Below are 21,507 nucleotides of genomic sequence, written 5' to 3' on the forward strand. Positions count from 1 at the left end.
GTGCGAGCGACCAACACCTGAAAGGGATCTGCCATGGCTATGCCACGCAAACTCAAGAACTTCAACGTCTTCCACAACGGCGAGAGCTTTGTGGGGGAAAGCGAAGAGATCACGCTGCCGAAGCTGACCCGCAAGCTCGAAGAGTACCGGGCGGGCGGCATGAACGGCCCGGTCGACATCGACCTCGGCGCCGAGAAGATGGAGCTGGAGGCCACCTACGGCGGCATCATGCGCGCCATCTTCAAGGAATGGGGCATCACCTCCGTATCGGGTGTGCTGCTGCGCTTCGCTGGCGCCTTCCAACGTGACGACGAAAGCGACACCGATTCGGTCGAGGTCATCATTCGCGGCCGTCACACCGAGCTGGACATGGGCAACGCCAAGGCAGGCGACAACAGCCAGTTCAAGGTCAAGTCGTCGGTCAGCTACTACAAGCTGACCGTCAATGGCGAAGTCTGGTGCGAGATCGACCACGTGAACTTTATCGAAGTGATCTTCGGTGTCGATCGACTGGCCGGCCAGCGCCGCGCCATGGGCCTTTAACGGGCCACACGTGGGCCGGCCTTCGGGCTGGCCCATTCATTCCTGCATACCTCTCTTCTTCCATTCCGACGCCATGACCCAACCGACCTCCACCGATATCACCCTCGACCAACCGATCAAGCGCGGCGAGCAGACCATCACGACCATCACGGTGCGCAAGCCCGGCTCGGGCGAGCTGCGCGGCTGCAGCTTGGTCGACCTGATGCGTATGGACGTGACCGCCCTGCACACCGTGCTGCCGCGCATCACCACCCCTACGCTCACCCAGCACGACGTGAGCAAGCTGGATCCGGCTGACCTGACCCAGCTGGGAACGGCGGTGACCGGTTTTTTGCTGCCGAAGTCGGCCAAGGAGGAAAACTTCCAGACCGAGTCGAGCACGCCATCGCAGACGTTGCAGTAATTTTTCACTGGCCCCCAGAGGTGATGTACGCCATGGGGGTCGCAGAGCTGATGGAGTGGCGCGAGCGCGCCTACGAACGTAGCGGATCTGACGAATGAGCACACCCCGTAACCTCAGGCTGGAAGTCGTGCTGCAGGCCGTCGACCGCATGACGCGCCCGTTCCGCGCCATCATGGGCAGCAGCTCTGACCTGGCCAAGGCAGTGAAGGCCACCCGTGACCAGCTCAAAGACCTGAACCGGGCGCAGGCCAACATCGACAGCTTCCGCAAGCTGTCCAAAGACGCCGCGATCACCGAGAACCAGTTGAGCGCCACGCAGGCGCGCGTGAAGGCACTGGCGCAGGAGATCGCGGCGGCCGACAAGCCTACTGCCGCCATGTCGCGTGCCTTCCAGACGGCAGTGCGGGAGGCACAGGCGCTCAAGCAGCGGGGCGGCGAGCTGCAGCAGAGCCTTGTGGCCGTGCGCGGACGGCTCGATGCGGCGGGCATCAGCACGACGAACCTTGGCCAGGCACAGCGCGACCTGCGCGGGCGCATCGACACCACAACGCAGGCGCTGGCCCAACAGCAGGCACAGCTCAGAGTCGTTGGCGAGCGCCACCGCGCACTTGCCGCCGCGCAATCCCAATACCAGAAGGGCATGGGCACCCGGAATGCCATGCTCAATGCCGGCGCTTCGACTGCGGCGGCTGGTGGCATTGTGCTGGCGCCCATTGCCAAGGCCGTGAAGGATTACGTCACGTTCGAGGACGCCATGCTCGGCATCGCTCGTCAGGTGGAAGGAGCGCGGGAGCCAAGCGGCAAGCTGACGGACATCTACTACGACATGGCGCGGCAGATCCGCCAGCTTGGCAAAGAGCTGCCGATCCCCACGGCACAGATCGCCGAAATGGTGACGGCCGGCGCCCGTATGGAGGTGCCCCGTAACGAGCTGATCGAGTACACCCGCACCGTGGCGATGATGGCCACAGCCTTCGATGCGGTGCCGGACGAGATCGCCGAGAGCATGGGCAAGGTCGCCAAGATCTTCCGGATCCCGACCAACGCCATCATGGGGCTGGCCGACACGATCAATTATCTGGACGACAACGCGATCAGCAAGGGCAATGACATCATCAATGTCCTGAACCGCATTTCTGGCGTGGTGTCGGGCGTGGCCATGCCGGCGAAGGATGCCGCCGCTCTGGCGTCCACGCTGCTGACGCTGGGCGAGCGCACGGAGACGGCGGGCACCGCCATCAACGCCATCGTCCAGAAGTTCGCCGCTGCCGAGAAGGGCACCAAGAAATTCCACGCGGCGGTGTCCGAGATCGGGCTGACCACCACCGAGATCCAGAAGGGCATGGCGACGAATGCCACGGGCACGCTGTTCAAGGTGATCGATGCCGTGCGCAAACTGCCGGCAGACAAGCGCATTGGCGTCATGGTCGAGCTGGTGGGCATGGAGCACTCGGACACGCTGGCCAAGCTGGTCGACAAGCCCGAAGAGTTCGACCGCCAGTTGAAGCTGGCCAACGGCACGAAGGCAGAAGGATCGATGTCGCGGGAGTTCTCCGCGCGTCAGGAGACCATCTCGGCGCGCTGGCAGCGCCTGCAGAACCAGATGTTCAACACCAGTAGCGCGGGCGGCGAAGTCCTGCGGTCAACGCTCGTCAGCCTAATGGACACCGTGGGCCGCCTGACGGACCGCTTCAATGCGTTCGCGGAGGCACATCCGCAGCTTGTGGGCTGGCTCATCAAGGGCGCTGCTGCGGTGGGCGTGCTGCTGACGGTGATGGGCGGCCTGACGCTGGCGCTCGCGGCCGTCTTCGGCCCGATGGTGATTGCCCGCTACGGCATGGCCATGCTCGGAATTCAGCTCGGTGGAGGTGTGGGCATCGTCGCGCGCCTGGCCGGCGCCTTCAACTTCCTAATGACCGCTTTCAGCTTCGTGGGGCGCGTCTTCCTGCTGAATCCCATCGGCCTGGCGGTGACTGCCATAGGTGTAGCGGCGTTCCTGCTGATCAAGTATTGGGATCCCATCCGCAACTTTTTCACCGGCCTGTGGGCACAGGTGACGACAGCGTTTCAGGGTGGGCTGGGCGGCATCCTGTCGCTGATTGCCAACTGGTCGCTGATGGGCGCCCTCTACAACATCGTCGCGCCGGTGCTGCGCTGGTTCGGCTCCGACCTGCCGGAGAAATTCAGCGAGTTTGGCGCCAACCTGCTGCAGGGGCTGGTGAACGGCATCACGAGCCGGGTGGGCGCCGTGCGCGAGGCCATCGTGTCCGTGGGCGACAGCGTCGTCGGGTGGTTCAAGGAGAAGCTCGGCATCCACTCGCCAAGCCGGGTATTCGCCGAGCTGGGCGGGTACACCATGAGCGGGCTGGAACAGGGCCTTGCGCAGAACCAGCGCGGCCCGCTCGACGTGGTGTCGAAGGTGGCCAGCTCCATGGCGGGCATCGGTGCGGGCATTGCCATCGGCACCGGCTCGGCTGCGGCCGGCGTCAGCATCGACAGCCGTCCGCCCATCTCAGCCGCCTCCCGCGCGGGTGGCGCTCCGATGGCTGCGCCCGCCGCCCCTATCGTCATCAACATTCACCCGCCGGCCGGTGCGGACGAGCAGCTGATCGCCCGCCTGGTCGCCGAGCGCATCGAGCGGCTGGAGGCACAGAAGAGCGCCCGTGGCCGGTCGCGGCTTACCGATAAGGATTGACCCATGATGATGGCCCTCGGGCTGTTCGTCTTCGCACTGGAGACGGCGCCCTATCAGGAGTTCCAGCAGCAGATTGGCTGGCGCCACCCGTCGAACAACCGGGTGGGCAAACGCCCATCGCGGCAGTTCACCGGACCCGACGACGAGACCGTCACGCTATCCGGCGTGCTGCTGCCGGAAATCAGCGGCGGCGACAACACCATCGAGGTACTACGCGTGATGGGCAACCTCGGGCTGTCCTATGTGCTGATCGAGGGCACCGGACACTACTACGGCATGTTCGAGATCGACTCGCTGTCGGTGACCCGTACCCTTTTCTTCAAGGACGGCAAGGCGCGCCGCATTGAGTTCTCGCTGAAGCTGACACGCGTGGACAGCACGCTCGAGCAGATTATTGGCGAGGCGGTCATGAACCTGGCTTCCACTGTCGTTTCCAGCATCCTCTGAACGCCATGGAATTATCCACCGTCTTGGAGTCCATCGTCAGCAAGGCCGCCGTGCCCATGTATCGACTGCGGCAAGGCCCGAAGGACATCACCAACCGCTTCGCTGGCCGGCTCATTTCTCTGACGCTCACCGACAACCGGGGCTTCGAGGCAGACCAGCTCGATATCGAGTTGGACGATGCAGACGGCATGCTTGCGCTGCCTGACAAGGGGACCACACTCTCGCTCGGAATCGGCTGGCAGGACACGGGCGTGGTCGACAAGGGCCAGTACAAGGTTGACGAACTGGAGCACTCTGGGCCGCCCGACAGGCTGACCATCCGTGCGCGCAGCGTTGACCTGGCCAGCGGCATGTCCACCCGTAAGGAGCGCTCATTCCGTGGCCAGACAATTGGGGCCATCGTCGGAGGCATCGCGGCCAAGAATGCGCTGACGCACGTGGTGTCACCCTCGCTGCTTGGGCTGGTGATCGACCACATCGACCAGACGGGGGAGTCCGATGCCAACTTCCTGACTCGCCTGGCAAAGGACCACGATGCTATCGCCACGGTGAAGGGTGGAAGACTCCTGTTCATCAAGACGGGGGGCGCACAGAGCGCAACGGGGATCAAGCTGCCCACGGTGGAGATCACGCGCGCCAGTGGCGACATCCACAGCTTCCTGATCGCCGACCGGGAGAATTACAACGGCGTGAAGGCGTACTACCAGGACGCACGGCGCGCGGTGAAGGGCGAGGTGGTGATTGATGCGTCCAACGCGGTGAAGGTGGTCACCAAGCCGGCGCCGACGAAGAAGCGCAAGAAGGGGCAGAAGAAGACGGTGGCCGATGTGATGGCCAACCCCAATCCGGACAACGTGAAGGTGTTGCGCCACACCTATGCGTCGAAGACCAACGCGGAGCGTGCGGCGCGTGCGGAATGGCAGCGAATCCAGCGCGGTGTGGCATCGTTCCGCATGACGCTCGCTCGCGGCCGTGCGGAGCTGTTTCCCGAGCTGCCTGCAGTCGTGCGTGGCTGGAAACCTCAGATCGACAGTACGCGCTGGATCATTACCCGCGTCACGCACAACCTGTCGGACCACGGCTACACCACGACGCTGGAGCTGGAGATCAAGCCTTCGGAGCTGACCGACTAGACACGCAATGCTGTTGTGGGTGCAGTATGGACAACACGTAGGGAGTGCGCGGCTCGCGCGCGCACGGCATCATGGTCTGGCTCCATGACGTATGACGCGCACATCGCGCATCGGAAGGAATGGGGGCCTCGCAAGGGGCACGCCGGTTAGTTACCGGCACCGGAGAAAAAGACGCGGCGACGTGGTCGGTGTTGGAGCACTGGCCCCGCCCCGTTCCAGCAGAAGCAGCCTGCCAGTTCGGCCAGGGCCGCGCCACCTCGCGAGGCGCCGGCATCCTAGCACATCGCTGGAAGAGCAAGAAAATGCAGGAAATCCGCTGCGGCAGCTGCAACCGTAAGCTTGGCATGGGCGAGTACGTTCGCCTGGCCATCAAGTGCCCACGATGCGGCACGATGAACCAACTGAGGGCCGAGCGCCCCACACCAGAAAGCCCGCGAGCTTCGTGTACTGGAGATGCCATCCATGAACCCGACCGCCAACGCGCCGGCTCAACTCGACTGCCTGTATCGCAGCAACGCACTGGACATGCTGCGCGGCCTGCCTGACAAGTCCGTCGACCTGTTCTTCACGGATCCGCCCTATTCGTCGGGCGGGCTGCATGCAAGCACCCGCGCGCAGTCACCCGGCAGCAAATACATTGGTGGCGACGTGAAGACCGTCTATCCCGAGTTCCACCACGACAACAAGGACCAGCGTTCATGGACGTTCTGGTGCATGAGCTGGCTGGGTGAAGCGTTCCGGGCCACGAAGGATAGCGGCCAGCTCGTCTGCTTTGTGGACTGGCGCCAGCTCCCCAGCCTAACCGATGCCATTCAGGGCGCCGGCTTCATCTGGCGCAGCATCGCCGTGTGGGACAAGATGTCCGGCGGCGCGCGGCCCCGTAAGGGCGGGTTCTCGCAGCAGGCGGAATTCATGGTGTGGGCAACGAAGGGCGCTGTACCGACCGATCACAAGGTGCATCTGCCCGGTGTGTTTGCCGAGCGACTGCCACGCCCGAAGCGCCATATGACTGAGAAGCCGATGGGGCTGGCACGCGAAGTGGTACGCCTGGTGCCGCCGGGGAGCGTGGTGTGCGACCCGTTCGCCGGTTCCGGGACGTTTCTTGTCGCCGCGAAAGAGGCCGGCCACCACTGGATCGGCTGCGAGCTGGAGCCCAGCTATCACGAGGCTGCCAATGATCGCCTCGCGACGGGCACGCCAGTGGCAGCCTGATTGAAGCCCGGCACCAGCGGTCGAAGCATTGCCGGTGCCAGTCCACGTTGTCCTGACCGGGTGGTCCACCTGCGCGCCAAGATTGCGCGCCGGAGAGCAGAACTAGTCGACCTGCCTTTGGCCCAAGGGCTAACGTGGCGCCCCACTGTAGCCTCCAACTATGTGGCCGTCAGCGGCTCGACAGTAATGAAGAAGATTCCTAGACCCGGCGTTGCCGTGTATCGAATGCGAAGCCCGTCACGTTCCAGCACCACGGGTTCTGGGTCGTCTTTGTTCTTTTTGATATTGGCTCCTAACTGGGCAGTTGCATTCCCCACCCAGTTCAATGCTGTGTCTTTGCCACCTTGCTTTCCCCAGTCGGGAAATGTGTTCGCCAGAATAGTCGCTGCCAGAAGGCCCGTCTCAACAGCCGAAACCTTGTCATCTTTTGCGAGCCCGAACATTAGCGTGTAGCGATTTAAGTCGGTTTTCTCGCCGATAGTCTCCAGGACCAGATACTTGCTGAGCTTCACGTTCTCGCGCGGTGTCCCATCCCTCAACGGCGTGGACGTTCGCTCGATGGCCGCAATGCTTCCCAACACTGCGGATGTGCTTCGGCCAATGGTCGGCACAGCGGCCGTTGTGGGGGGCCTACTATCGCTTGATTGCGCTGAGGGCTTCTGGTCTTCAGCAGGTGCTTTTGATTTCTCGCTTGGACTACCAATGCACTGGCCGAGAATGCTAACGGCAATGAGTACTACTGCGATGCCCGCGACGATCTCTTTAACCTTCTTCTTCCCTCTGGCGCCACAATGTGGGCACGCGTTCGCCTTGTCCGAAATCTCTCTATTGCATTCGCTGCAGTTGACCAAAGCCATTTCGATTGTTCCTGTTGTTGTATTTAACGACCAGCTCAAGGTCGGCGTTTTCCAGCACTACCCAAATTCCGCGCCGGCTGCCATGCAGCGCCTCCATCTGATGACTGAGATGCGTCGCACTCGTAGATTGCATTGTCTGGCATGCGGATAACACTACCGATGGAATGCGTCTTGCCATCTTGATGGCATACCCGTGAAGGTTTCGCGATTGCGCTTGGCAGGAACGCATAGACGGAATATGCACCGCAAGCAAGAATCAGCACAGCGCCGATAGCGGTAGCGCGGAGAACACGAATCGACTTCTGTAACTGGTCGAGACGGTGATGAATCGCATCAACTGGCCGAGGAGCGTGTTCGCTTTGTTGCTCAACACGTGGGCCACTGGATCGCTGTCCCCGCTCCTCCGCGATCCAGTTGTCGAGCATGGCCATGACCGGCTTAAATTGCTCGCAAGGTAGGTCGACGATTTTCTGTATGCCGAAGTCGGTCAGAACAATCGAATACACATCGAGTTGGCTCTCGATACTAGCGGCATCCATCACCTCCTTCACCTTCGCGTTGATGCGTCTGCGCTGAAGGTCAGTGATCGTCCTGATAGGTGGCGCTGGTTGACCCGTGCTGATGGTGATTACGTTGCTGAGCTGGCTAGACGCCTTCGCACCTTTGTGTACGACGTTCCCTGCAACTACCTGGCCGACATCCCCTTCAATTGCGACTTCTTTTCCGTTCATTGGTCCGTCAAAAATTGTTGCTTCACGACAAGATTTAGCGACCCCTACATTCCCGAAACGGCGGGCGTCATAGCGCCACACTCTCTCGACTAAACCCGATGCAGATTTCTCGGGTTATTCCTTCTTCTTTTTCCGACCCATGTTGATTGTGAAGGGCTGGGTCACCGTGAGATCACCTTCAACATACTGCCCAACCTCGCCCTTGATCCGTACGCTCGACGTAGGCTGGTCTTGCATCCCGCTGATCAACGCCAGTACTCCGGCGCGGCCGCGAGCATCGAGCTTGCGAAAACCGCAGAGCACCAGTTCCTCGTCAGGTGGCAACTCTGTACCGGATCGGCGGCCCGTCACGACGTACAACACGTCGACGCCGGTCTGATGCCAGTTTGCTAGAGCAGCAATACCCGGTTCGCGATCCCCCGCTTCGTAGTTCGAATATGTCCGAATGGCTACGCCGCCGCGCTGGGCCATGACTGCCTGCGAAAGCCCCAGCCGAATTCGTTCCTCGGCGAGCCTTTCACCGAAATGCACATTCATGCCTTTTATCCTTGACTATCTGCACGAACGTGCAGATAATTCTGTTGTGCAACGCTAACTCACACAAGTATATCCGCCATGATCCAAGCCAAAGCGCCTCGGACCCGCTCCCCTCGTGGGGTTCTCAGCGACAAACCGGTGTGCGTTCGCCTGCTCCCAGCAGAGCGGCAGAAGCTGGAACGTCTCGCAATCACGGAGAACCGTTCCGTGTCGAGCCTGGCCCGCCTGGTGCTGCTTGAGGGCCTTGCCGTCTACGAAAGCCGCTCGTCCTGAGCGTCGTCACCATTCACATTTCAGTCGAGGACCGCATGTATCCCGATCCGAAACGAGTGCGCGACAACCGCATGGTGCTGCGCTTCAACGACTACGAGTTCGACCTCATCACCGCCCTGGCCAACTACCAGGGCGAGCAGCCCGCCACCCTGCTGCGCCAGATGATCTTCCGTGAAGCCGAAGAGCTTCTGGCGCTGGGTTCGAATGTAGAGACGCGTAGCGCCTGAACAAAGTCACTTTTGAGCTGCCGAGAAGATGCCGGACATCGAAATCCAACTGACCGAGCAAATAGAGGCAGTGCTGGAAGAAGTGCGCCAGCAGCAAGGTCTGGCAACGATAGAACAGGCCGCCGAATGGCTGGTCAAGACCCGAATCCGGCGCGCTGCTGAGCGCATGACGGGCAAACGCCGTGCTTTTAAATTGGTTGTACCTCCGGGGAAATCGCTGTGAAACTGACCTGCCCACATTGCGAATCGCGCATGAAGATCCGCACCAGCCGCGTGGTGTCTCTGCTCTCCAAAGAGAGCTACTGGCAATGCCCCAGCGTTGACTGTGCCTATACCTGCAAGGCCATCACTTCTGTCATCACCACCATCGCGCCGAGCATGAAGCCGAACCCGCAGGCATACCTGCCGGTCGCCCGCCAGCGTGCGTCCGCCGTGGATGACAGGCAGCTGGACCTGCTGAAGACCTGATCTAGGTCTCTCCCCCCTCACCCCTGCTGATTCACACCGACGCGCCCCGTTTGCCGGGCGTGCGGGATTCCTTTTGCCTGAAGATTCATGAACCCAACCCGTAGCGACAACACGGATGCCATCCTGCGCGAGGCTGCGAGCCGCTTGCTCCGTGACTACAACTTCAAGGCGAAGCGTGGCGGCGAGAAGCTGGAGAACGGCGTATGCCCGTCCTGCGGCAAGAAAACGCTGTGGGCCTATGGCGAAGCGCCGTGGGTGGTGCGCTGCAACCGCCTGAACCATTGCGGCGCCGAGCTGCACATCAAGGATCTGTACCCGGATCTTTTCGAGAGCTGGTCGGACCGCTTCAAGCCAACGCCCGAGAACCCGAAGGCATCCGCCGACGCATACATGCGCGACTCGCGCGGCTTCGACCTTGCCAAGGTGCGCGACTGGTACACGCAGGAGAGCTACTACAGCCACGAGCTGCAGATCGGCAGCGCCACGGTTCGCTTCCAGCTCGCGACAGGTATCTATTGGGAACGCATCATCGACCAGGCGCATCGCTTCGGTGATCGCAAGGCGACGTTTCACGGTGGCTACGGCGGCATGTGGTGGCAACCACCGGGCAGCAGCTTCACCGAGGTGGCAGAGCTGTGGATTGTCGAAGGCATCTTCGACAACATTGCCCTCGTGCATCACGGCATCGCCGCAGCGTCGGCCATGTCCTGCAACAACTATCCGGGTCTTGCGCTGCGCGGCCTTGCCGAGCAATGCGCCGCCAATGGCAAGCAACGGCCGAAGCTGGTGTGGGCGCTCGACGGCGACAAGGCTGGTATCCGGTATGGCAAGCAATGGTTGAAGCGTTCCCGCGAAGAAGGCTGGGAAGCCTCCATCGCGGTGCCGAAACAGGTCGGTGCCAAGAAGCGCGATTGGAACGACCTGCACCAGCTCGGCAAGCTGTCCGACCACGACATCGGTGATTACCGCTATCTCGGCGACCTGATTGCGGCGCCCACCCCGGCAGAGAAGGCGCGCCTGATCTACGGCCGCACCAGCATGAGCCAGTTTGCGTTCGACTTCGAGAGCAAGCTGTACTGGTTCAAGGTGGATCTGGACGCGCTGACGAAGGAAATGGACGCGGTGCGCCACGCCCACCCCGACATGGACGAGGGTGACATCCGTGATGAAGCCATGCTCAAGGCGGGCACCATTACAAACATCGCCACCTGCCTGCCCAGCGTCCTGTACTACCAGGCGAACGCGGCGACCGACGAAGCCTGGTACTACTTCCGCGTGGCATTCCCGCACGATTCGGAGCCGGCCAAGAACACCTTCACCAGTTCGCAGATCGCATCGGCTGGCGAGTTCAAGAAGCGCCTCCTCGCAGTCGCACCGGGTGCGTTCTATACGGGCTCCAACGGCCAACTCGATGCGTATCTGAAGGAGCAGATGCACCGCATCAAGAGCGTGCAAACCATCGATTTCGTGGGCTATTCGAAGGAGCACGGCTGCTACGTCTATGCCGATGTCGCGGTCAAGGACGGCAAGCTCTATTCCCTGAATGACGAAGACTTCTTCGACGTTGGCCGCCTGTCCATCAAGACCATCGGCGGATCCGCCGGTCTGGCCATCAACACGGACCTGAAGAGTCTGAACTACGACTGGCTGGAACTGCTGTGGCGGGCGTTCGGCGCCAAGGCCATCGTGGCGCTCGCATTTTGGCTGGGCAGCCTGTTCGCCGAGCAGATCCGCGAGGGCGAGGGCATCAAACAGAAGAGCTTTCCCTTCCTTGAAGTGGTGGGTGAACCCGGCGCGGGTAAATCCACGTTGATCGAGTTCCTGTGGAAGCTGTGCGGCCGTCGCGACTATGAAGGCTTCGACCCGTCGAAGTCATCTCTTGCGGCCCGTGCGCGGAACTTTGCGCAGGTGTCGAACCTGCCGGTGGTCTTGATCGAGGGTGACCGTGGCGAAGACGGCGCCAAAGTGAAGGGCTTCGACTGGAACGAGCTCAAGACCGCCTACAACGGCCGCAGCACACGGGCGCGTGGTGTCAAGAACGGCGGTAACGAGACCTACGAGCCGCCCTTCCGCGGCAGTGTGGTCATCAGCCAGAACGCCGAGGTGAACGCCAGCGACGCAGTGCTGCAGCGGATCGTGCATCTGTACTTCGACCGCGCCGGCCAGAGCCCGGAAACCTTCGCCGCAGCACGTGCGCTGGAACAGATGGCGGCCGAAGACGTGTCCGGGTTCCTGCTGTCCGCCATCCTCAAAGAGAAGGACATTCTGGCGCGCTTCGTAGAGCGCATGGCCCACTACCAGGGCGTGCTGGCTGCCAATCCCGAAGTGAAGCACCAGCGCCTGGTGAAGAACCACGCGCAGGTGATGGCCCTGGTCGATTGCCTGCCCATTGTCGTACCCCTGCCGCGCGACTACCGTGACGCCGCACAGGCGCAAATCGTGCGCATGGCGGTGGAGCGCCAGCAAGCCATCGGCGCCGATCACCCGCTCGTGCAGGAATTCTGGGAGCTGTACGACCACATCGAGTCCGCCGAGGACGATCTCGCGGTGCTCAACCACGCTCGCGGCGGTGGCGTCATCGCCATCAGCCTGCGCCATTTCGAACAGGTGGCGAATGACCGCCGCCTGAACCTTCCCCCGCTGACCGACCTGAAGCGCGTGCTCAAGACCTCGCGTGCACGCAAGTTCATCGATCTGCGGGTGGTCAACAGCGCGATCAACGCGCGTTTCAACGCCGAGCATACACACGCCCCGAAGCGCCCCGACACCATCAAGTGTTGGGTCTTCGAGGACCGCTCGGGCAACACAGGAGCGTGAGCATGTCCAGTATCGAGACCTACATCCATAAGGCTGTGTCCGTTGAGGTGAAGCCCGTGCGCTATCGGGTAACTGCACCTGGTGATGGGCCTGTCCACACGTGGGCCGCGCAGCGGCTTGTAGTGAAAGCAGATGACGGCACCGTGTACGAGCTTTGCCTCTATCTCGAAGAAGGCAGCAAGAGCCTTGCAGAAGGTGAGGTGGTGTGCCTGCCCAGCCCGGAAGAATTGAAAGGGAGCGAGTCATGATGGCCTTCCTTGTCTGCATCGTGTCACACGACGGCGTGCGCACGGAATTCACGGCGCTGGCACGCACGCGTCTGGATGCCCAGCTCGACGCACTGGATGGCCTGCTCGAATCGCCGCGCTTCTGCAGCGCCCACGCCATTGGGAGGGCCGCTTGATGTATGCCCTACTCAACCTCTGGATGGTCGCTGCCGCCGTCGTGTCGGTCTACCTATTCAATGCCGGCCCGCACCGCGCGCGCTGGGCCGCGTTGATCGGTCTGTCGGGCCAGCCTGCGTGGCTGTACCTGACGACCGCCACCAGCGAACCCGGCATGTTTGTGGTGAGCGTGTTCTTCACGTTGTGCTACGGCCGTGGCGTGTGGGACGGCTTCATTCGCCGTGAGGGTCGCCATGGCTAAGCCCATCGTCACGGATGCGCAATTGCGTCACACGCACCGCGCGCTGCGCATCGCCACCCCGTTCGACGCCATGTCGGAGATGCTGCGCGCCGCAGTTGCGGCTGCAGCTCGCGCCATGGCCGCTCGGGACCAATCCCGGTCGCATACCCCTTCCGTTGACCGGAAGCGCCGCGCCGCTGGCGACTTCGAAGACTGAGCCAAACCATGCAACACGAAGTGACTTTCAAGATCGACACCAACAAGCTGCCGCACTACACGGACGAGCACATTTCCTCGCTTTGGCACATCGCCCAGGCGAATCCAGCACCTATCCGTGACCGCGCTGCCGGCGAACTGGCCGAGCACATCGGCCGCGAAATCATCCGTCGCTGGCTGCGGTGGGCCGGCGCGCCCCTGTGGAATCACCAAGGCCGTCACTACTACTCCGTTGCGCTTGCCGATCTGAGAGCGGCCGGCACGACGCAAGACAACGCCGAAACACCGAGCAACAACGCCAGCGAGGTGCAGTGATGCCAGCCAGCAAACACCGCAAGAACCGCCCCACCCACAAGCCACACGAGAAATGCCTGCCCTCGTGCTACCGGTTCAGCAGCAAAGCCGAGACAGATCTGCAGCTCGTGCCGCATATCGAGCTGAGCAAGATCCTCGACGGAACCGCCACCGAAGCAGCGTGGCACACCCTCGCCTTCCGCATCAATGTCGGGCAGGTGGTCGCCACCCTGTACTTCGCCGATAACCACGCACTGCGCGACGCCATGTACGCAGCTGTGATTGCCATTGCCGAGGTCGGCAAGCGGTTCCGTGCGCGTGGTCGCATGGGCGTCAACGGTGATGAGTTCCGCACCATCGGCCAGGCGCTCAACCTGACCGACGACTTGCAGCAAGCCTGCACGCGGCGCCAGTTACTGGTGGCCACGCTACGGGTGAACAGCAAAGCAGCAGTCAGCGGCCCCGTGGCTGCCGGCGACATCCTGAACATCCAGTGAGCAGCATGACCATGACCACCGATTCCCTGCCTGTCTCGCCCTACGCCGAGCGCGTCGCGCAGATCATCTGCAACGGCCTCTATCCTGAGGAAGCGGCCAAAGGATCCATCCTTGCCGACTTCCCGGCGACAACACGTCAGAACCTGCTGACGATTGCCGAGGCCATTCTTGTCGAAGGGCCGCGCGTGGAGCACCCCGCGCTGGAGTACGCCTGGTGGGTGTCCGGCTCGCCCGTGCTGGACGATCTGGCACCAGCGCAACTGCTCGCCGGCCAACCGCTCGATACGTCGACGGGTGCGCCCATCCAAGTCGAGGTGCACCAGGCCGCGCATCTCGAAAAGCCTTGGCGAGCGCGGCTGTCGATGCTGATCTATGCGCTGCATTGGGCCGACCCCAGCAAGGTGATGGCATGACCCAGCGCGAGTACAACGGCCGCGTGGCGGCGCCGCATATCCCCCTCGGCGATGCAGCGGTGGCTGCCGCCTTCTGGCGCGACAAGGAATGGAAGACGTGGGCCGTCGACATCGTGGCCGGCCCGACGAAGAAGCCGACTTACTGCGCGACGTGGTATGCCCGCGCACGCTCTGGGGAGACAGCGATTGCGTGCGTGCAGCGCAATCTGATCAGCCGCCCGCCCCGAGGTGCGCGATTCACTGCCCGCCTCGCTGGTCCGCGCGAGCTGGGCTGCATCCCGACCCCGCGAACACCGACCACGGAGGGCGCATGATGGGACGACGCGAACAGCGGGTGGCGCTTGGCTGCATGACGGCATTGGCGGCGGCGTGTTCTCTGGTTGCCGCGTGGCTGTCGGCGGCCGGCGCCTGGAATCGGTTTGGCACGCTGAGCGAGCGGGCGCTGACCGCTGCGGTGGCCGTCCTGTTGACGCTGGCGGTCCACCAGCTGCCCGCTGCGCTGGCCACGGGCAGGCGCATGCCGGTCGCCGGCTGGGCGCTATGGTGCGCATGCCTGGCCTCCGTGGTGTGGGGCCATCTGGCCTTCTTCGCGGCGGCCAATGGCCACGCCGGCGATGCACGCGCACAACGCCAGATCGAGGCCGCCGCGTCGATGCCGATGGAGGCGCGGGCGGTAGCGCGGCCGCTCGCCGTGGTCAGTGCCGAACGGGCCACGGTGCGCGGCGATATCGCGCGGCTGCAGGCCGCGGCCGCCAACTGCCGCAATTGCCCGCTCGGGGCGGCGCGGATCACCGCGCTGCAGCAACGGGCCGAGGCGCTCGACGTGGAGGAACAGGAAGCGCGCCGGGCCATCCGGCAGGACGAGAGCGTCCGTGCCGCTGCGCTGAGCCATGCGGCGGGCGTCGACCAGGCCCGACTCGATCCGGCCGCGCGCCTGTTTGCCGCCGCTACCGGTGCGCACGCTGAAACGGTGCTGCTGGTCACCCAGCTGGTCGCGGTGATCTGCCTGGAACTGGTGGGGTGCGTGCTGTGGCTGCGCGTCGCATCACTGCGTGCCACTACCTGCGCGCCAGCGTTACCCGCCAGCCCGCTGCGGGCGGGGGCCGTGACTACGCGGCGCGATACGAGTAACGAAGCCAGTAGCGGCGCCAGTCCTGCGGATGACGATCAGGTGGCGGCGGCGGTACGGCGCGGCGAACTCAAGCCGACCGTCGCGGCCATCCGCCAGTTTGTCGGGTGCTCGCAGGCCCGCGCGATGACTATCCGCCGTCGCTTACTGGCGACGGGGATCGAGCCGGACGCGCCGGGAGGTGCCGCATGACGGTGCATTCCGCCACATCGGTCGCGGCCCCCAGCTCGGTCGGCCTGGTGGACGCGGCCGCGCTGCTCGGGGCGCACCCGGAGACGGTGCGGCTCAAGGCCAAGGCCGGGGAGTTACCCGGCCGCAAGGTCGGCAAACGCTGGATGTTCTCAACGATTGCCCTGGAGCGTTACCTCGCCGGACAATGGATCCCGCGAGTTGTGCAAGGCGACCAGGCAAAGGAAGGTGAGCCATGTCGCTCTTCAAACGCAAAGGTAGCAACAACTGGTATTACAAGCTGTACCCCCCGGGCGGCGGGCCTCCGGTACAAGGAAGCACTGGCACCGTCGACCAAAAGCAGGCGCAGGAGCTGCACGACCGCCTGAAGGTGGATCTGTGGAATCAGGCCAAGCTGGGGGCGCGGCCCCGCTACACGTGGAACGATGCCGTGGTGCGCTATGTCGAGGACCGGGCCGGCTTGGCCAGTCTGGAAACCAGCAAGATTCACCTGCGCTGGCTCGACGCGCACCTGAGCGGCGTGGAGCTGGGCCGGATCGACCGCGACCGCGTGGATGCGATTGCCCGGGCCAAACGGGCGGAGCGCCGCACGGTACGGACAAGGCAGGGCCTCAAGGAGCTGGAAGGCACGGTGAGCGCCGGCACCGTCCGGCGCGTGATCGGCGTGCTGACGGCGGTGCTCAATGCTGCGGTGGAGTGTGGGTGGCTGGACAGCGTGCCCAAGCGCAAACGCTCCAAGGTGGCCAGCAAGCGGATCCGCTGGCTGACCGCCGCCGAGGCCGAGCGCTTGCTGGCCGAGCTGCCCGAGCATTTGGCGGACATGGCCCGCTTCAGCCTCGAAACGGGGCTGCGGCGGGCCAACGTGACCGGGCTGCAGTGGTCACAGGTGGATCTGGCGCGGCGCGTGGCGTGGATCCATCCTGACCAGGCGAAGGCGCGTAAGGCCATCACGGTGCCGCTGTCGGACACGGCGGTGGCCGTGCTGCGCCGGCAGCTACCGAAGAAGCGCGAGGCCGAGCACGTCGCGGCGGTGTTCGTCTACCGGGGCAAGCCGGTGCATCAGACGAGCACGGCCGCGTGGGGCAAGGCGCTGGACCGCGCGCGGATCCGGGACTTCCGCTGGCACGATCTGCGGCACACCTGGGCGAGCTGGCACGTGCAGCGCGGCACGCCGCTACAGGTGCTCAAGGAGCTGGGCGGCTGGGAAACGATGGAGATGGTGCAGCGGTATGCGCACCTGTCGGCGGACCATTTGGCGCAGTGGGTGGCGCCGCTGACGGAGATGCCGGCACCGAAGTTAGCTGCAGTTTAGCTACAGTCGCCCTTCGCGGCGGTGGTGGGAAAAGCGGGAAACCCTTGTGGGGATTGGCGCGCCCGGCTGGGATCGAACCAGCAACCCCTGCCTTCGGAGGGCAGTACTCTATCCATTGAGCTACGGGCGCACAGGACGGTTTTGCAACCGGTTTGTGGGTACAGCGGTTGCGGCGGGCGAGTGCCGCCGCAGGAAAGTCGCATAGGATACCGCGTTTGCCCCGTGCCGTCCATGCGGGCCCGCCAGGGGCTTCAGGGAACGTCTCGCAACCGCCGCTTTTTGGCACTGGCGGGGGGCCTTTGGCGCTATAATCGCCAGCTATTTGCGTCAAATCGTGCCCGCCACACCGCCGATGCAATGAGTCGACCGGGGTCAAGGCCGCGCGGCTTGTTGTCGGCGACAATCAGGCCCGGTCCGGGAGACAGTCCGCAGCGCGCAAATAGCAACAGACCCAAGTCAGGCAAGGGCCGCAGCCAGCACGGGCGGCCCGGATGGGGCCGGACAGCGGTCAGCGAGTGACCAAGACCGGGCCAGAATAAGCAAGCCGAGCGTAAGCGGCCAGAAGGTTTCCTGCAAAACTGAGAGTTCTGTATGAGCGACGTCCACAACGAACACGACGAACACGAGTCTCCCATCAAAACCCCGAAGCAGCTGATCGCAGTTGTGATCGCGGCTTTCCTGGTGCCGATCATCGTGATCATTCTGCTGGTCAACTTTGTCGGACACGGCTCGACTGAAAGCGCCGGCGCCGCCACCACGGCGGAAGCCGTCAACGACCGCATCAAGCCGGTCGCCTCGCTCGAAATCAAGGATCCCAATGCGCCGCGCGTCTTCAAGACGGGCGAGCAGGTCTACAAGGAAATCTGCGCCGCGTGCCACGCCACCGGCGCAGCGGGTGCACCCAAGTACGCCAACGCTGGCGACTGGACCGCGCGCATCGGCCAGGGCTTTGACGGCCTGATGAAGTCGGTGATAAACGGCAAGGGCGCGATGGCCGCGCGCGCCGGCACCACGCCGGACGACTACGCCGACTACGAACTGGCCCGTGCCGTGGTCTACATGGCCGACGCCGGCGGCGCCAAGTTCCCGGAACCGGCTGCCCCGGCTGCCGCCGCGCCGGCGACCGCCGCAGCCCCTGATGCCGCCGCCGGTCCGGCCGCCGCTGCTGCGCCGGCCGCCTCGGCCGACGTGGGCAAGAAGGTCTACGAGCAGGTCTGCGCCGCCTGCCACGCCGCCGGCGTGGCAGGTGCGCCCAAGTTCGGCGACAAGGCCGCCTGGGCGCCGCGCCTGAAGGAAGGCATGGACGCGGTCCACAACTTTGCGCTCAAGGGCAAGGGCGTGATGCCGCCCAAGGGTGGCTACGCCGGCCCGGACGCGGACGTGATCGCCGCTTCGGACTACATGGCCAACGCCGCCAAGTAAGTCCGCCTGCTGCAAACGAAAAGCCCGCGCATATTGCGCGGGCTTTTTTTCGTCCGTACCGCCTGCGCGGCCGCTACACCACGCGCGAGTACCGCGCCCGCGGCACGAAGCGCACCGGCTGCGCGCCATCGTTGGCGGCAACGGCCTGGGCACCGGTGTCCGCGGGCCGCGCGGCGTCCTCGCGCAGGTAGTGGTCGAACACCATCGCCACGCGCCGCACCAACAACCGGCCCAGCGGCGTCACGGTGATGCGTTCCGGCGTGCATTGCACCAGCCCGTCCGCGCCCAGTGCAGCAAGGTCGGCCAGTTCCGGCGCAAAGGCCGTGCCGAAGCGGATGCCGTGGCGCGCTTCCAGCGCCGGGATATCGAGCACCCCATTGCACATCAGGTCGCCGATGATCTCGCGCCGCAGGTGGTCGTCGACGCTCATCGCCACGCCGCGCGCCAGCGGCAGGCGGCCGTGGTCGAGCGCGCCGTAGTACTCGTCCAGCGTGCGCGCATTTTGCACGTAGCGCCCCGCGATCGCGCCGATCGCGGAAATGCCGAGCCCGACCTGGTCGTAGCCGGCGTGCGTTGAGTAACCCTGGAAGTTGCGCTGCAGCCGCCCTTCGCGCTGGGCCACGGCGAGGTCGTCGTCGGGCAGCGCGAAATGGTCCATGCCGATATAAACGTAGCCCTCGGCGGTCAGCCGCTCGATGGTGGAGACCAGGATGTCGAGCTTCTCGCCGGCGGGCGGCAAGGCGTTTTCGTCGATGCGGCGTTGCGGCTTGAACACATGCGGCAGGTGCGCGTAGCTATAGACCGAGAGCCGGTCGGGACGCAGCGCCAGCACCTGCTCGATGGTGCGGCCAAAGCGCGCCGCGGTCTGGTGCGGCAGGCCGTAGATCAGGTCCAGGCTGACCGAGCGGAAACCCAGCGTGCGTGCGGCATCCACCACGGCGCGGGTCTCTTCGAACGGCTGGATGCGATGGATGGCCTGCTGGACCTCGGGATCGAAATCCTGCACGCCCAGGCTGACGCGGTTGAAGCCCAGCTCGGCCAGCAGCGCAATGCGGGCGTGGTCGACGCGGCGCGGATCGATCTCGATCGAATGCTCGCCCTCGGCCGCCAGCTCGAAATGCTCATGCAGCAGCGCCATCACGCGGCGCATCTCGCCGGGGTCGAGGAAGGTCGGCGTGCCCCCGCCCCAGTGCGACTGCAGCACCTGGCGGCGCGGCCCGAGCCGGTCTGCCACCAGCGCCATCTCGCGGCCCAGGTAGTTGACGTAGCGGGCGCTGCGGCCATGGTCGCGCGTGATGATCTTGTTGCAGCCGCAGTAGTAGCAGATGTTCTCGCAGAACGGGATATGCAGGTACAGCGACAGCGGCGCCGGCGCGTCGGCGCGGCAGGCGGCGAGTGCGTCGTGGTACAGCGACAGGTCGGGCCCGTTGCGGAAGCGGTCGGCCGTCGGGTACGAGGTATAGCGCGGGCCGTTGCCGTCGATGCGGCCGGCCAGCGCGCGGAAGTCGGACAGTGCGCGGCGGTCGGGCGCAGGGAAAGTCATGGCAGACGGGATCATGGGGGCGCGGGGGTATGGGTGTATGACGGCCCATCGTAGGGCCGCACCGCCGCTGGCGCGTTGACCGCCGTCAAGCGCGGGCATTGGACCTGCGGGCGGCGGGCGTCACATTGGTGTCATGTGTGGCGGATACGCTGCGCGCCACCGCCGGCCCGCGCGTCACCTGCCCCTGCAATGCCAACTCCCGACCAGACATCAACGCATCCGCCGTACCCACCGCTGCGCAGCCACCTGGCAGCACCGGCCCGGCACCGGCGCCGCCTGCTTGCCGCCGCCGGCGCGGCCCTGGCCCTGCCCGCCTGGCCAGCTCTGTCGCAGACGCAGGCGCGCCGCACGGTCGTGGTCGGCCACCTGCTCGACCGCGGCGGCGCGCAAGCCGACCTTGCGCGCGACTACCTGGCCGGGGCCAAGGTCATGTTCGATGCTGTCAACGCCGGCAACGGCCCGGTGCGCATCGCGCACGTGGTCCGTGACGCCGATCCCGACCCGCGCCGCGCGCTGGCGCAGGCGGTGTCGCTGGCCGATACCGAACGCGCCGAGCTGCTGTTCGGCCCGGGCGACCGGCTGTTGCCGGCGCTGGCGGCATCGGCCGAGCTGGGCCGGCGCGGCGTGCAGATCGTGGCGCCGCTGTCGGGGCTTGCGCTGGCGGCCGACAACGTCTGGTTCACCCGTGCCGACTACCAGGCCGAACTGGACGCGGCGGTACGCCAGCTGCGCAGCTACGGCCTGACCAGCATCGCGCTGGCCCTGGCGCCGGACTTCGCCGCCCCGTCGCTGGCCCGGCTGGAGGCGCAGACCGGGACGCGCGCGGTGCCGCTCGACGCCAATCCCGAGGCCGCCGCCCGGCGCATCGCCGCCACCCGCCCGGGCGCGGTGATCGTGGCGGGCGATACCCTTGCCTACGCCGGGCTGGGCCGCGCGCTGGCGGTGCAGGGCTGGTACGGTTTCCTGGTCGGGCTGTCGTCGGTCAGCGCCACCGCCGCGCGCGAGATCCTGGGCGCTGGCTACAACGGCGGCATGGTGCTGACCCAGGTCGCGCCCGGGCCGCAACAGGCAACGCTGCGGGTGGTGAAGGAACACGTGGCGCGCATGAAGCAATACCTGGATGAGCCGCCGTCGCCGGCCACGCTGGCTGGCTATATCGGCGCGGCATGGCTGGCGCGCGCGCTGGCCGGCCTGCGCGGCAGCGGCGCGGCCGAGATGCGGCGGGCACTGCAGGGGCGCGTGGACGTGGGCGATTTCCCGCTCGACTTCACGCACGGGCAGCGCGGCTCGCAGTACGTCACGCTGGCGGCGTCAGCCGCGCGGTAGGGACAGGCGCGCGCGCAGGCCGCCTTCGGGGCGGTTGCTCAGGGTCAGCTCGCCGCCATGGCGCGCGGCAATGTCGACCGCGATCGACAACCCCATGCCGACCCCGCCGGTGGCGCGGCTGCGCGAGGATTCGACGCGGTCGAACGGCGCGAGCAGCACAGCCGCCATACTAGGCATGCCTGCACCCCGCGTCTTGTCA

30 protein-coding genes, 1 tRNA gene and 1 pseudogene are annotated in these 21,507 nt (G+C 64.9%); 26 read left to right on the forward strand and 6 right to left on the reverse strand.

From position 1 onward, the window contains the following. Positions 1-33: 33 nt before the first annotated feature. From AC3WVS_RS20235 to AC3WVS_RS20270, 8 genes are all read left to right on the forward strand, one after another. Positions 34-543, forward strand: coding sequence for a phage major tail tube protein (locus tag AC3WVS_RS20235; protein WP_492320079.1), 510 nt, complete (start codon positions 34-36; stop codon positions 541-543). Between the two features lie 73 nt (positions 544-616). Beyond that, positions 617-946 carry a phage tail assembly protein gene (locus AC3WVS_RS20240; protein ID WP_492320080.1) on the forward strand — a complete coding sequence of 110 codons (330 nt, stop codon included), beginning with the start codon at positions 617-619 and terminating at the stop codon, positions 944-946. Positions 947-978: 32 nt separating this feature from the next. Next, on the forward strand, positions 979-1,044 hold the full coding sequence (locus AC3WVS_RS20245; protein ID WP_455154977.1) for a GpE family phage tail protein: 66 nt from the start codon (positions 979-981) through the stop codon (positions 1,042-1,044). Beyond that, the gene (locus AC3WVS_RS20250) at positions 1,041-3,641 is read left to right on the forward strand and encodes a phage tail tape measure protein (RefSeq protein ID WP_492320081.1); all 2,601 of its coding nucleotides are present in this window, start codon (positions 1,041-1,043) and stop codon (positions 3,639-3,641) included. Before AC3WVS_RS20245 ends, AC3WVS_RS20250 begins: the two co-directional genes overlap by 4 nt. 3 nt (positions 3,642-3,644) lie before the next feature. Further along, positions 3,645-4,088, forward strand: coding sequence for a phage tail protein (locus tag AC3WVS_RS20255; RefSeq protein ID WP_492320082.1), 444 nt, complete (start codon positions 3,645-3,647; stop codon positions 4,086-4,088). Next, positions 4,085-5,221 (forward strand): phage late control D family protein, encoded by a 1,137-nt coding sequence (locus tag AC3WVS_RS20260; protein WP_492320134.1) that lies wholly within the window; start codon positions 4,085-4,087, stop codon positions 5,219-5,221. Before AC3WVS_RS20255 ends, AC3WVS_RS20260 begins: the two co-directional genes overlap by 4 nt. 344 nt (positions 5,222-5,565) lie before the next feature. Further along, positions 5,566-5,766, forward strand: coding sequence for a Com family DNA-binding transcriptional regulator (locus AC3WVS_RS20265; protein ID WP_492320135.1), 201 nt, complete (start codon positions 5,566-5,568; stop codon positions 5,764-5,766). Continuing rightward, positions 5,684-6,433 carry a DNA-methyltransferase gene (locus tag AC3WVS_RS20270; RefSeq protein WP_492320083.1) on the forward strand — a complete coding sequence of 250 codons (750 nt, stop codon included), beginning with the start codon at positions 5,684-5,686 and terminating at the stop codon, positions 6,431-6,433. The genes AC3WVS_RS20265 and AC3WVS_RS20270 overlap by 83 nt, the downstream gene beginning before the upstream one ends. A gap of 158 nt (positions 6,434-6,591) precedes the next feature. Here the strand turns inward: AC3WVS_RS20270 and AC3WVS_RS20275 are convergent, their stop codons facing one another. From AC3WVS_RS20275 to AC3WVS_RS20285, 3 genes are all read right to left on the reverse strand, one after another. Next, the gene (locus tag AC3WVS_RS20275; protein ID WP_492320084.1) at positions 6,592-7,290 is read right to left on the reverse strand and encodes a zinc ribbon domain-containing protein; all 699 of its coding nucleotides are present in this window, start codon (positions 7,288-7,290) and stop codon (positions 6,592-6,594) included. 35 nt (positions 7,291-7,325) lie between these two features. Next, positions 7,326-8,021, reverse strand: coding sequence for a hypothetical protein (locus tag AC3WVS_RS20280; protein WP_492320085.1), 696 nt, complete (start codon positions 8,019-8,021; stop codon positions 7,326-7,328). 114 nt (positions 8,022-8,135) lie between these two features. Continuing rightward, positions 8,136-8,558 carry a helix-turn-helix domain-containing protein gene (locus AC3WVS_RS20285; RefSeq protein WP_492320086.1) on the reverse strand — a complete coding sequence of 141 codons (423 nt, stop codon included), beginning with the start codon at positions 8,556-8,558 and terminating at the stop codon, positions 8,136-8,138. Between the two features lie 78 nt (positions 8,559-8,636). Here AC3WVS_RS20285 and AC3WVS_RS20290 point away from each other — a divergent pair, with 78 nt between their 5' ends. The 16 genes from AC3WVS_RS20290 (at position 8,637) to AC3WVS_RS20365 (ending at position 17,017) form a co-directional block, all read left to right on the forward strand. Beyond that, the gene (locus AC3WVS_RS20290; protein WP_492320087.1) at positions 8,637-8,831 is read left to right on the forward strand and encodes a hypothetical protein; all 195 of its coding nucleotides are present in this window, start codon (positions 8,637-8,639) and stop codon (positions 8,829-8,831) included. Positions 8,832-8,866: 35 nt separating this feature from the next. Continuing rightward, positions 8,867-9,058, forward strand: a complete 192-nt coding sequence (locus AC3WVS_RS20295) for a hypothetical protein (protein WP_150981365.1) — start codon at positions 8,867-8,869, stop codon at positions 9,056-9,058. 28 nt (positions 9,059-9,086) lie between these two features. After that, positions 9,087-9,281 carry a hypothetical protein gene (locus AC3WVS_RS20300; protein ID WP_492320088.1) on the forward strand — a complete coding sequence of 65 codons (195 nt, stop codon included), beginning with the start codon at positions 9,087-9,089 and terminating at the stop codon, positions 9,279-9,281. Then, entirely contained in the window at positions 9,278-9,526 is a 249-nt protein-coding gene (locus tag AC3WVS_RS20305; RefSeq protein ID WP_492320089.1) for an Ogr/Delta-like zinc finger protein, read from the forward strand. Before AC3WVS_RS20300 ends, AC3WVS_RS20305 begins: the two co-directional genes overlap by 4 nt. 87 nt (positions 9,527-9,613) lie before the next feature. Next, on the forward strand, positions 9,614-12,343 hold the full coding sequence (locus AC3WVS_RS20310) for a toprim domain-containing protein (RefSeq protein ID WP_492320090.1): 2,730 nt from the start codon (positions 9,614-9,616) through the stop codon (positions 12,341-12,343). Between the two features lie 2 nt (positions 12,344-12,345). Then, on the forward strand, positions 12,346-12,591 hold the full coding sequence (locus AC3WVS_RS20315) for a hypothetical protein (protein ID WP_492320091.1): 246 nt from the start codon (positions 12,346-12,348) through the stop codon (positions 12,589-12,591). Then, positions 12,588-12,746 carry a hypothetical protein gene (locus AC3WVS_RS20320; protein ID WP_492320092.1) on the forward strand — a complete coding sequence of 53 codons (159 nt, stop codon included), beginning with the start codon at positions 12,588-12,590 and terminating at the stop codon, positions 12,744-12,746. Before AC3WVS_RS20315 ends, AC3WVS_RS20320 begins: the two co-directional genes overlap by 4 nt. Continuing rightward, the gene (locus tag AC3WVS_RS20325; RefSeq protein WP_492320093.1) at positions 12,746-12,988 is read left to right on the forward strand and encodes a hypothetical protein; all 243 of its coding nucleotides are present in this window, start codon (positions 12,746-12,748) and stop codon (positions 12,986-12,988) included. The genes AC3WVS_RS20320 and AC3WVS_RS20325 overlap by 1 nt, the downstream gene beginning before the upstream one ends. After that, positions 12,981-13,184: a hypothetical protein gene (locus tag AC3WVS_RS20330; RefSeq protein WP_492320094.1), complete on the forward strand. Its 204-nt coding sequence runs from the start codon at positions 12,981-12,983 to the stop codon at positions 13,182-13,184. Before AC3WVS_RS20325 ends, AC3WVS_RS20330 begins: the two co-directional genes overlap by 8 nt. A gap of 8 nt (positions 13,185-13,192) precedes the next feature. Then, a complete protein-coding gene (locus tag AC3WVS_RS20335) occupies positions 13,193-13,498 on the forward strand; it encodes a hypothetical protein (protein WP_492320095.1) in 306 nt (101 codons plus the stop codon). After that, positions 13,498-13,974, forward strand: coding sequence for a hypothetical protein (locus tag AC3WVS_RS20340; RefSeq protein WP_492320096.1), 477 nt, complete (start codon positions 13,498-13,500; stop codon positions 13,972-13,974). Before AC3WVS_RS20335 ends, AC3WVS_RS20340 begins: the two co-directional genes overlap by 1 nt. Before the next feature lie 11 nt (positions 13,975-13,985). Next, positions 13,986-14,387 carry a hypothetical protein gene (locus AC3WVS_RS20345; protein ID WP_492320097.1) on the forward strand — a complete coding sequence of 134 codons (402 nt, stop codon included), beginning with the start codon at positions 13,986-13,988 and terminating at the stop codon, positions 14,385-14,387. Then, positions 14,384-14,701 (forward strand): hypothetical protein, encoded by a 318-nt coding sequence (locus AC3WVS_RS20350; RefSeq protein WP_492320098.1) that lies wholly within the window; start codon positions 14,384-14,386, stop codon positions 14,699-14,701. The genes AC3WVS_RS20345 and AC3WVS_RS20350 overlap by 4 nt, the downstream gene beginning before the upstream one ends. Beyond that, positions 14,698-15,708, forward strand: a complete 1,011-nt coding sequence (locus AC3WVS_RS20355) for a hypothetical protein (RefSeq protein ID WP_492320099.1) — start codon at positions 14,698-14,700, stop codon at positions 15,706-15,708. Before AC3WVS_RS20350 ends, AC3WVS_RS20355 begins: the two co-directional genes overlap by 4 nt. Continuing rightward, a complete protein-coding gene (locus AC3WVS_RS20360; RefSeq protein ID WP_492320100.1) occupies positions 15,705-16,073 on the forward strand; it encodes a helix-turn-helix domain-containing protein in 369 nt (122 codons plus the stop codon). The genes AC3WVS_RS20355 and AC3WVS_RS20360 overlap by 4 nt, the downstream gene beginning before the upstream one ends. Next, on the forward strand, positions 15,986-17,017 hold the full coding sequence (locus tag AC3WVS_RS20365) for a tyrosine-type recombinase/integrase (RefSeq protein WP_492320136.1): 1,032 nt from the start codon (positions 15,986-15,988) through the stop codon (positions 17,015-17,017). Before AC3WVS_RS20360 ends, AC3WVS_RS20365 begins: the two co-directional genes overlap by 88 nt. 54 nt (positions 17,018-17,071) lie before the next feature. Here the strand turns inward: AC3WVS_RS20365 and AC3WVS_RS20370 are convergent. Continuing rightward, positions 17,072-17,147, reverse strand: a tRNA-Arg gene (locus tag AC3WVS_RS20370). Positions 17,148-17,608: 461 nt separating this feature from the next. Here AC3WVS_RS20370 and AC3WVS_RS20375 point away from each other — a divergent pair. After that, entirely contained in the window at positions 17,609-18,439 is an 831-nt protein-coding gene (locus tag AC3WVS_RS20375; RefSeq protein ID WP_492320101.1) for a c-type cytochrome, read from the forward strand. Positions 18,440-18,512: 73 nt separating this feature from the next. Here AC3WVS_RS20375 and hemN read toward each other — a convergent pair whose 3' ends face one another. Further along, positions 18,513-19,997, reverse strand: a complete 1,485-nt coding sequence (gene hemN / locus AC3WVS_RS20380) for an oxygen-independent coproporphyrinogen III oxidase (protein ID WP_492320102.1) — start codon at positions 19,995-19,997, stop codon at positions 18,513-18,515. A 174-nt stretch (positions 19,998-20,171) separates the two neighbouring features. On the opposite strand from hemN, the gene AC3WVS_RS20385 reads away from it, so the two are divergent. Next, entirely contained in the window at positions 20,172-21,308 is a 1,137-nt protein-coding gene (locus tag AC3WVS_RS20385; protein WP_492320103.1) for an ABC transporter substrate-binding protein, read from the forward strand. Here AC3WVS_RS20385 and AC3WVS_RS20390 read toward each other — a convergent pair. Further along, positions 21,294-21,464: pseudogene (locus tag AC3WVS_RS20390) on the reverse strand (ATP-binding protein); the annotation flags it as partial. The gene AC3WVS_RS20385 and the pseudogene AC3WVS_RS20390 sit on opposite strands and share 15 nt — an antisense overlap. Positions 21,465-21,507 lie beyond the last annotated feature (43 nt).

This window comes from Cupriavidus sp. CPT47-8839-RL05A, from assembly GCF_058792255.1.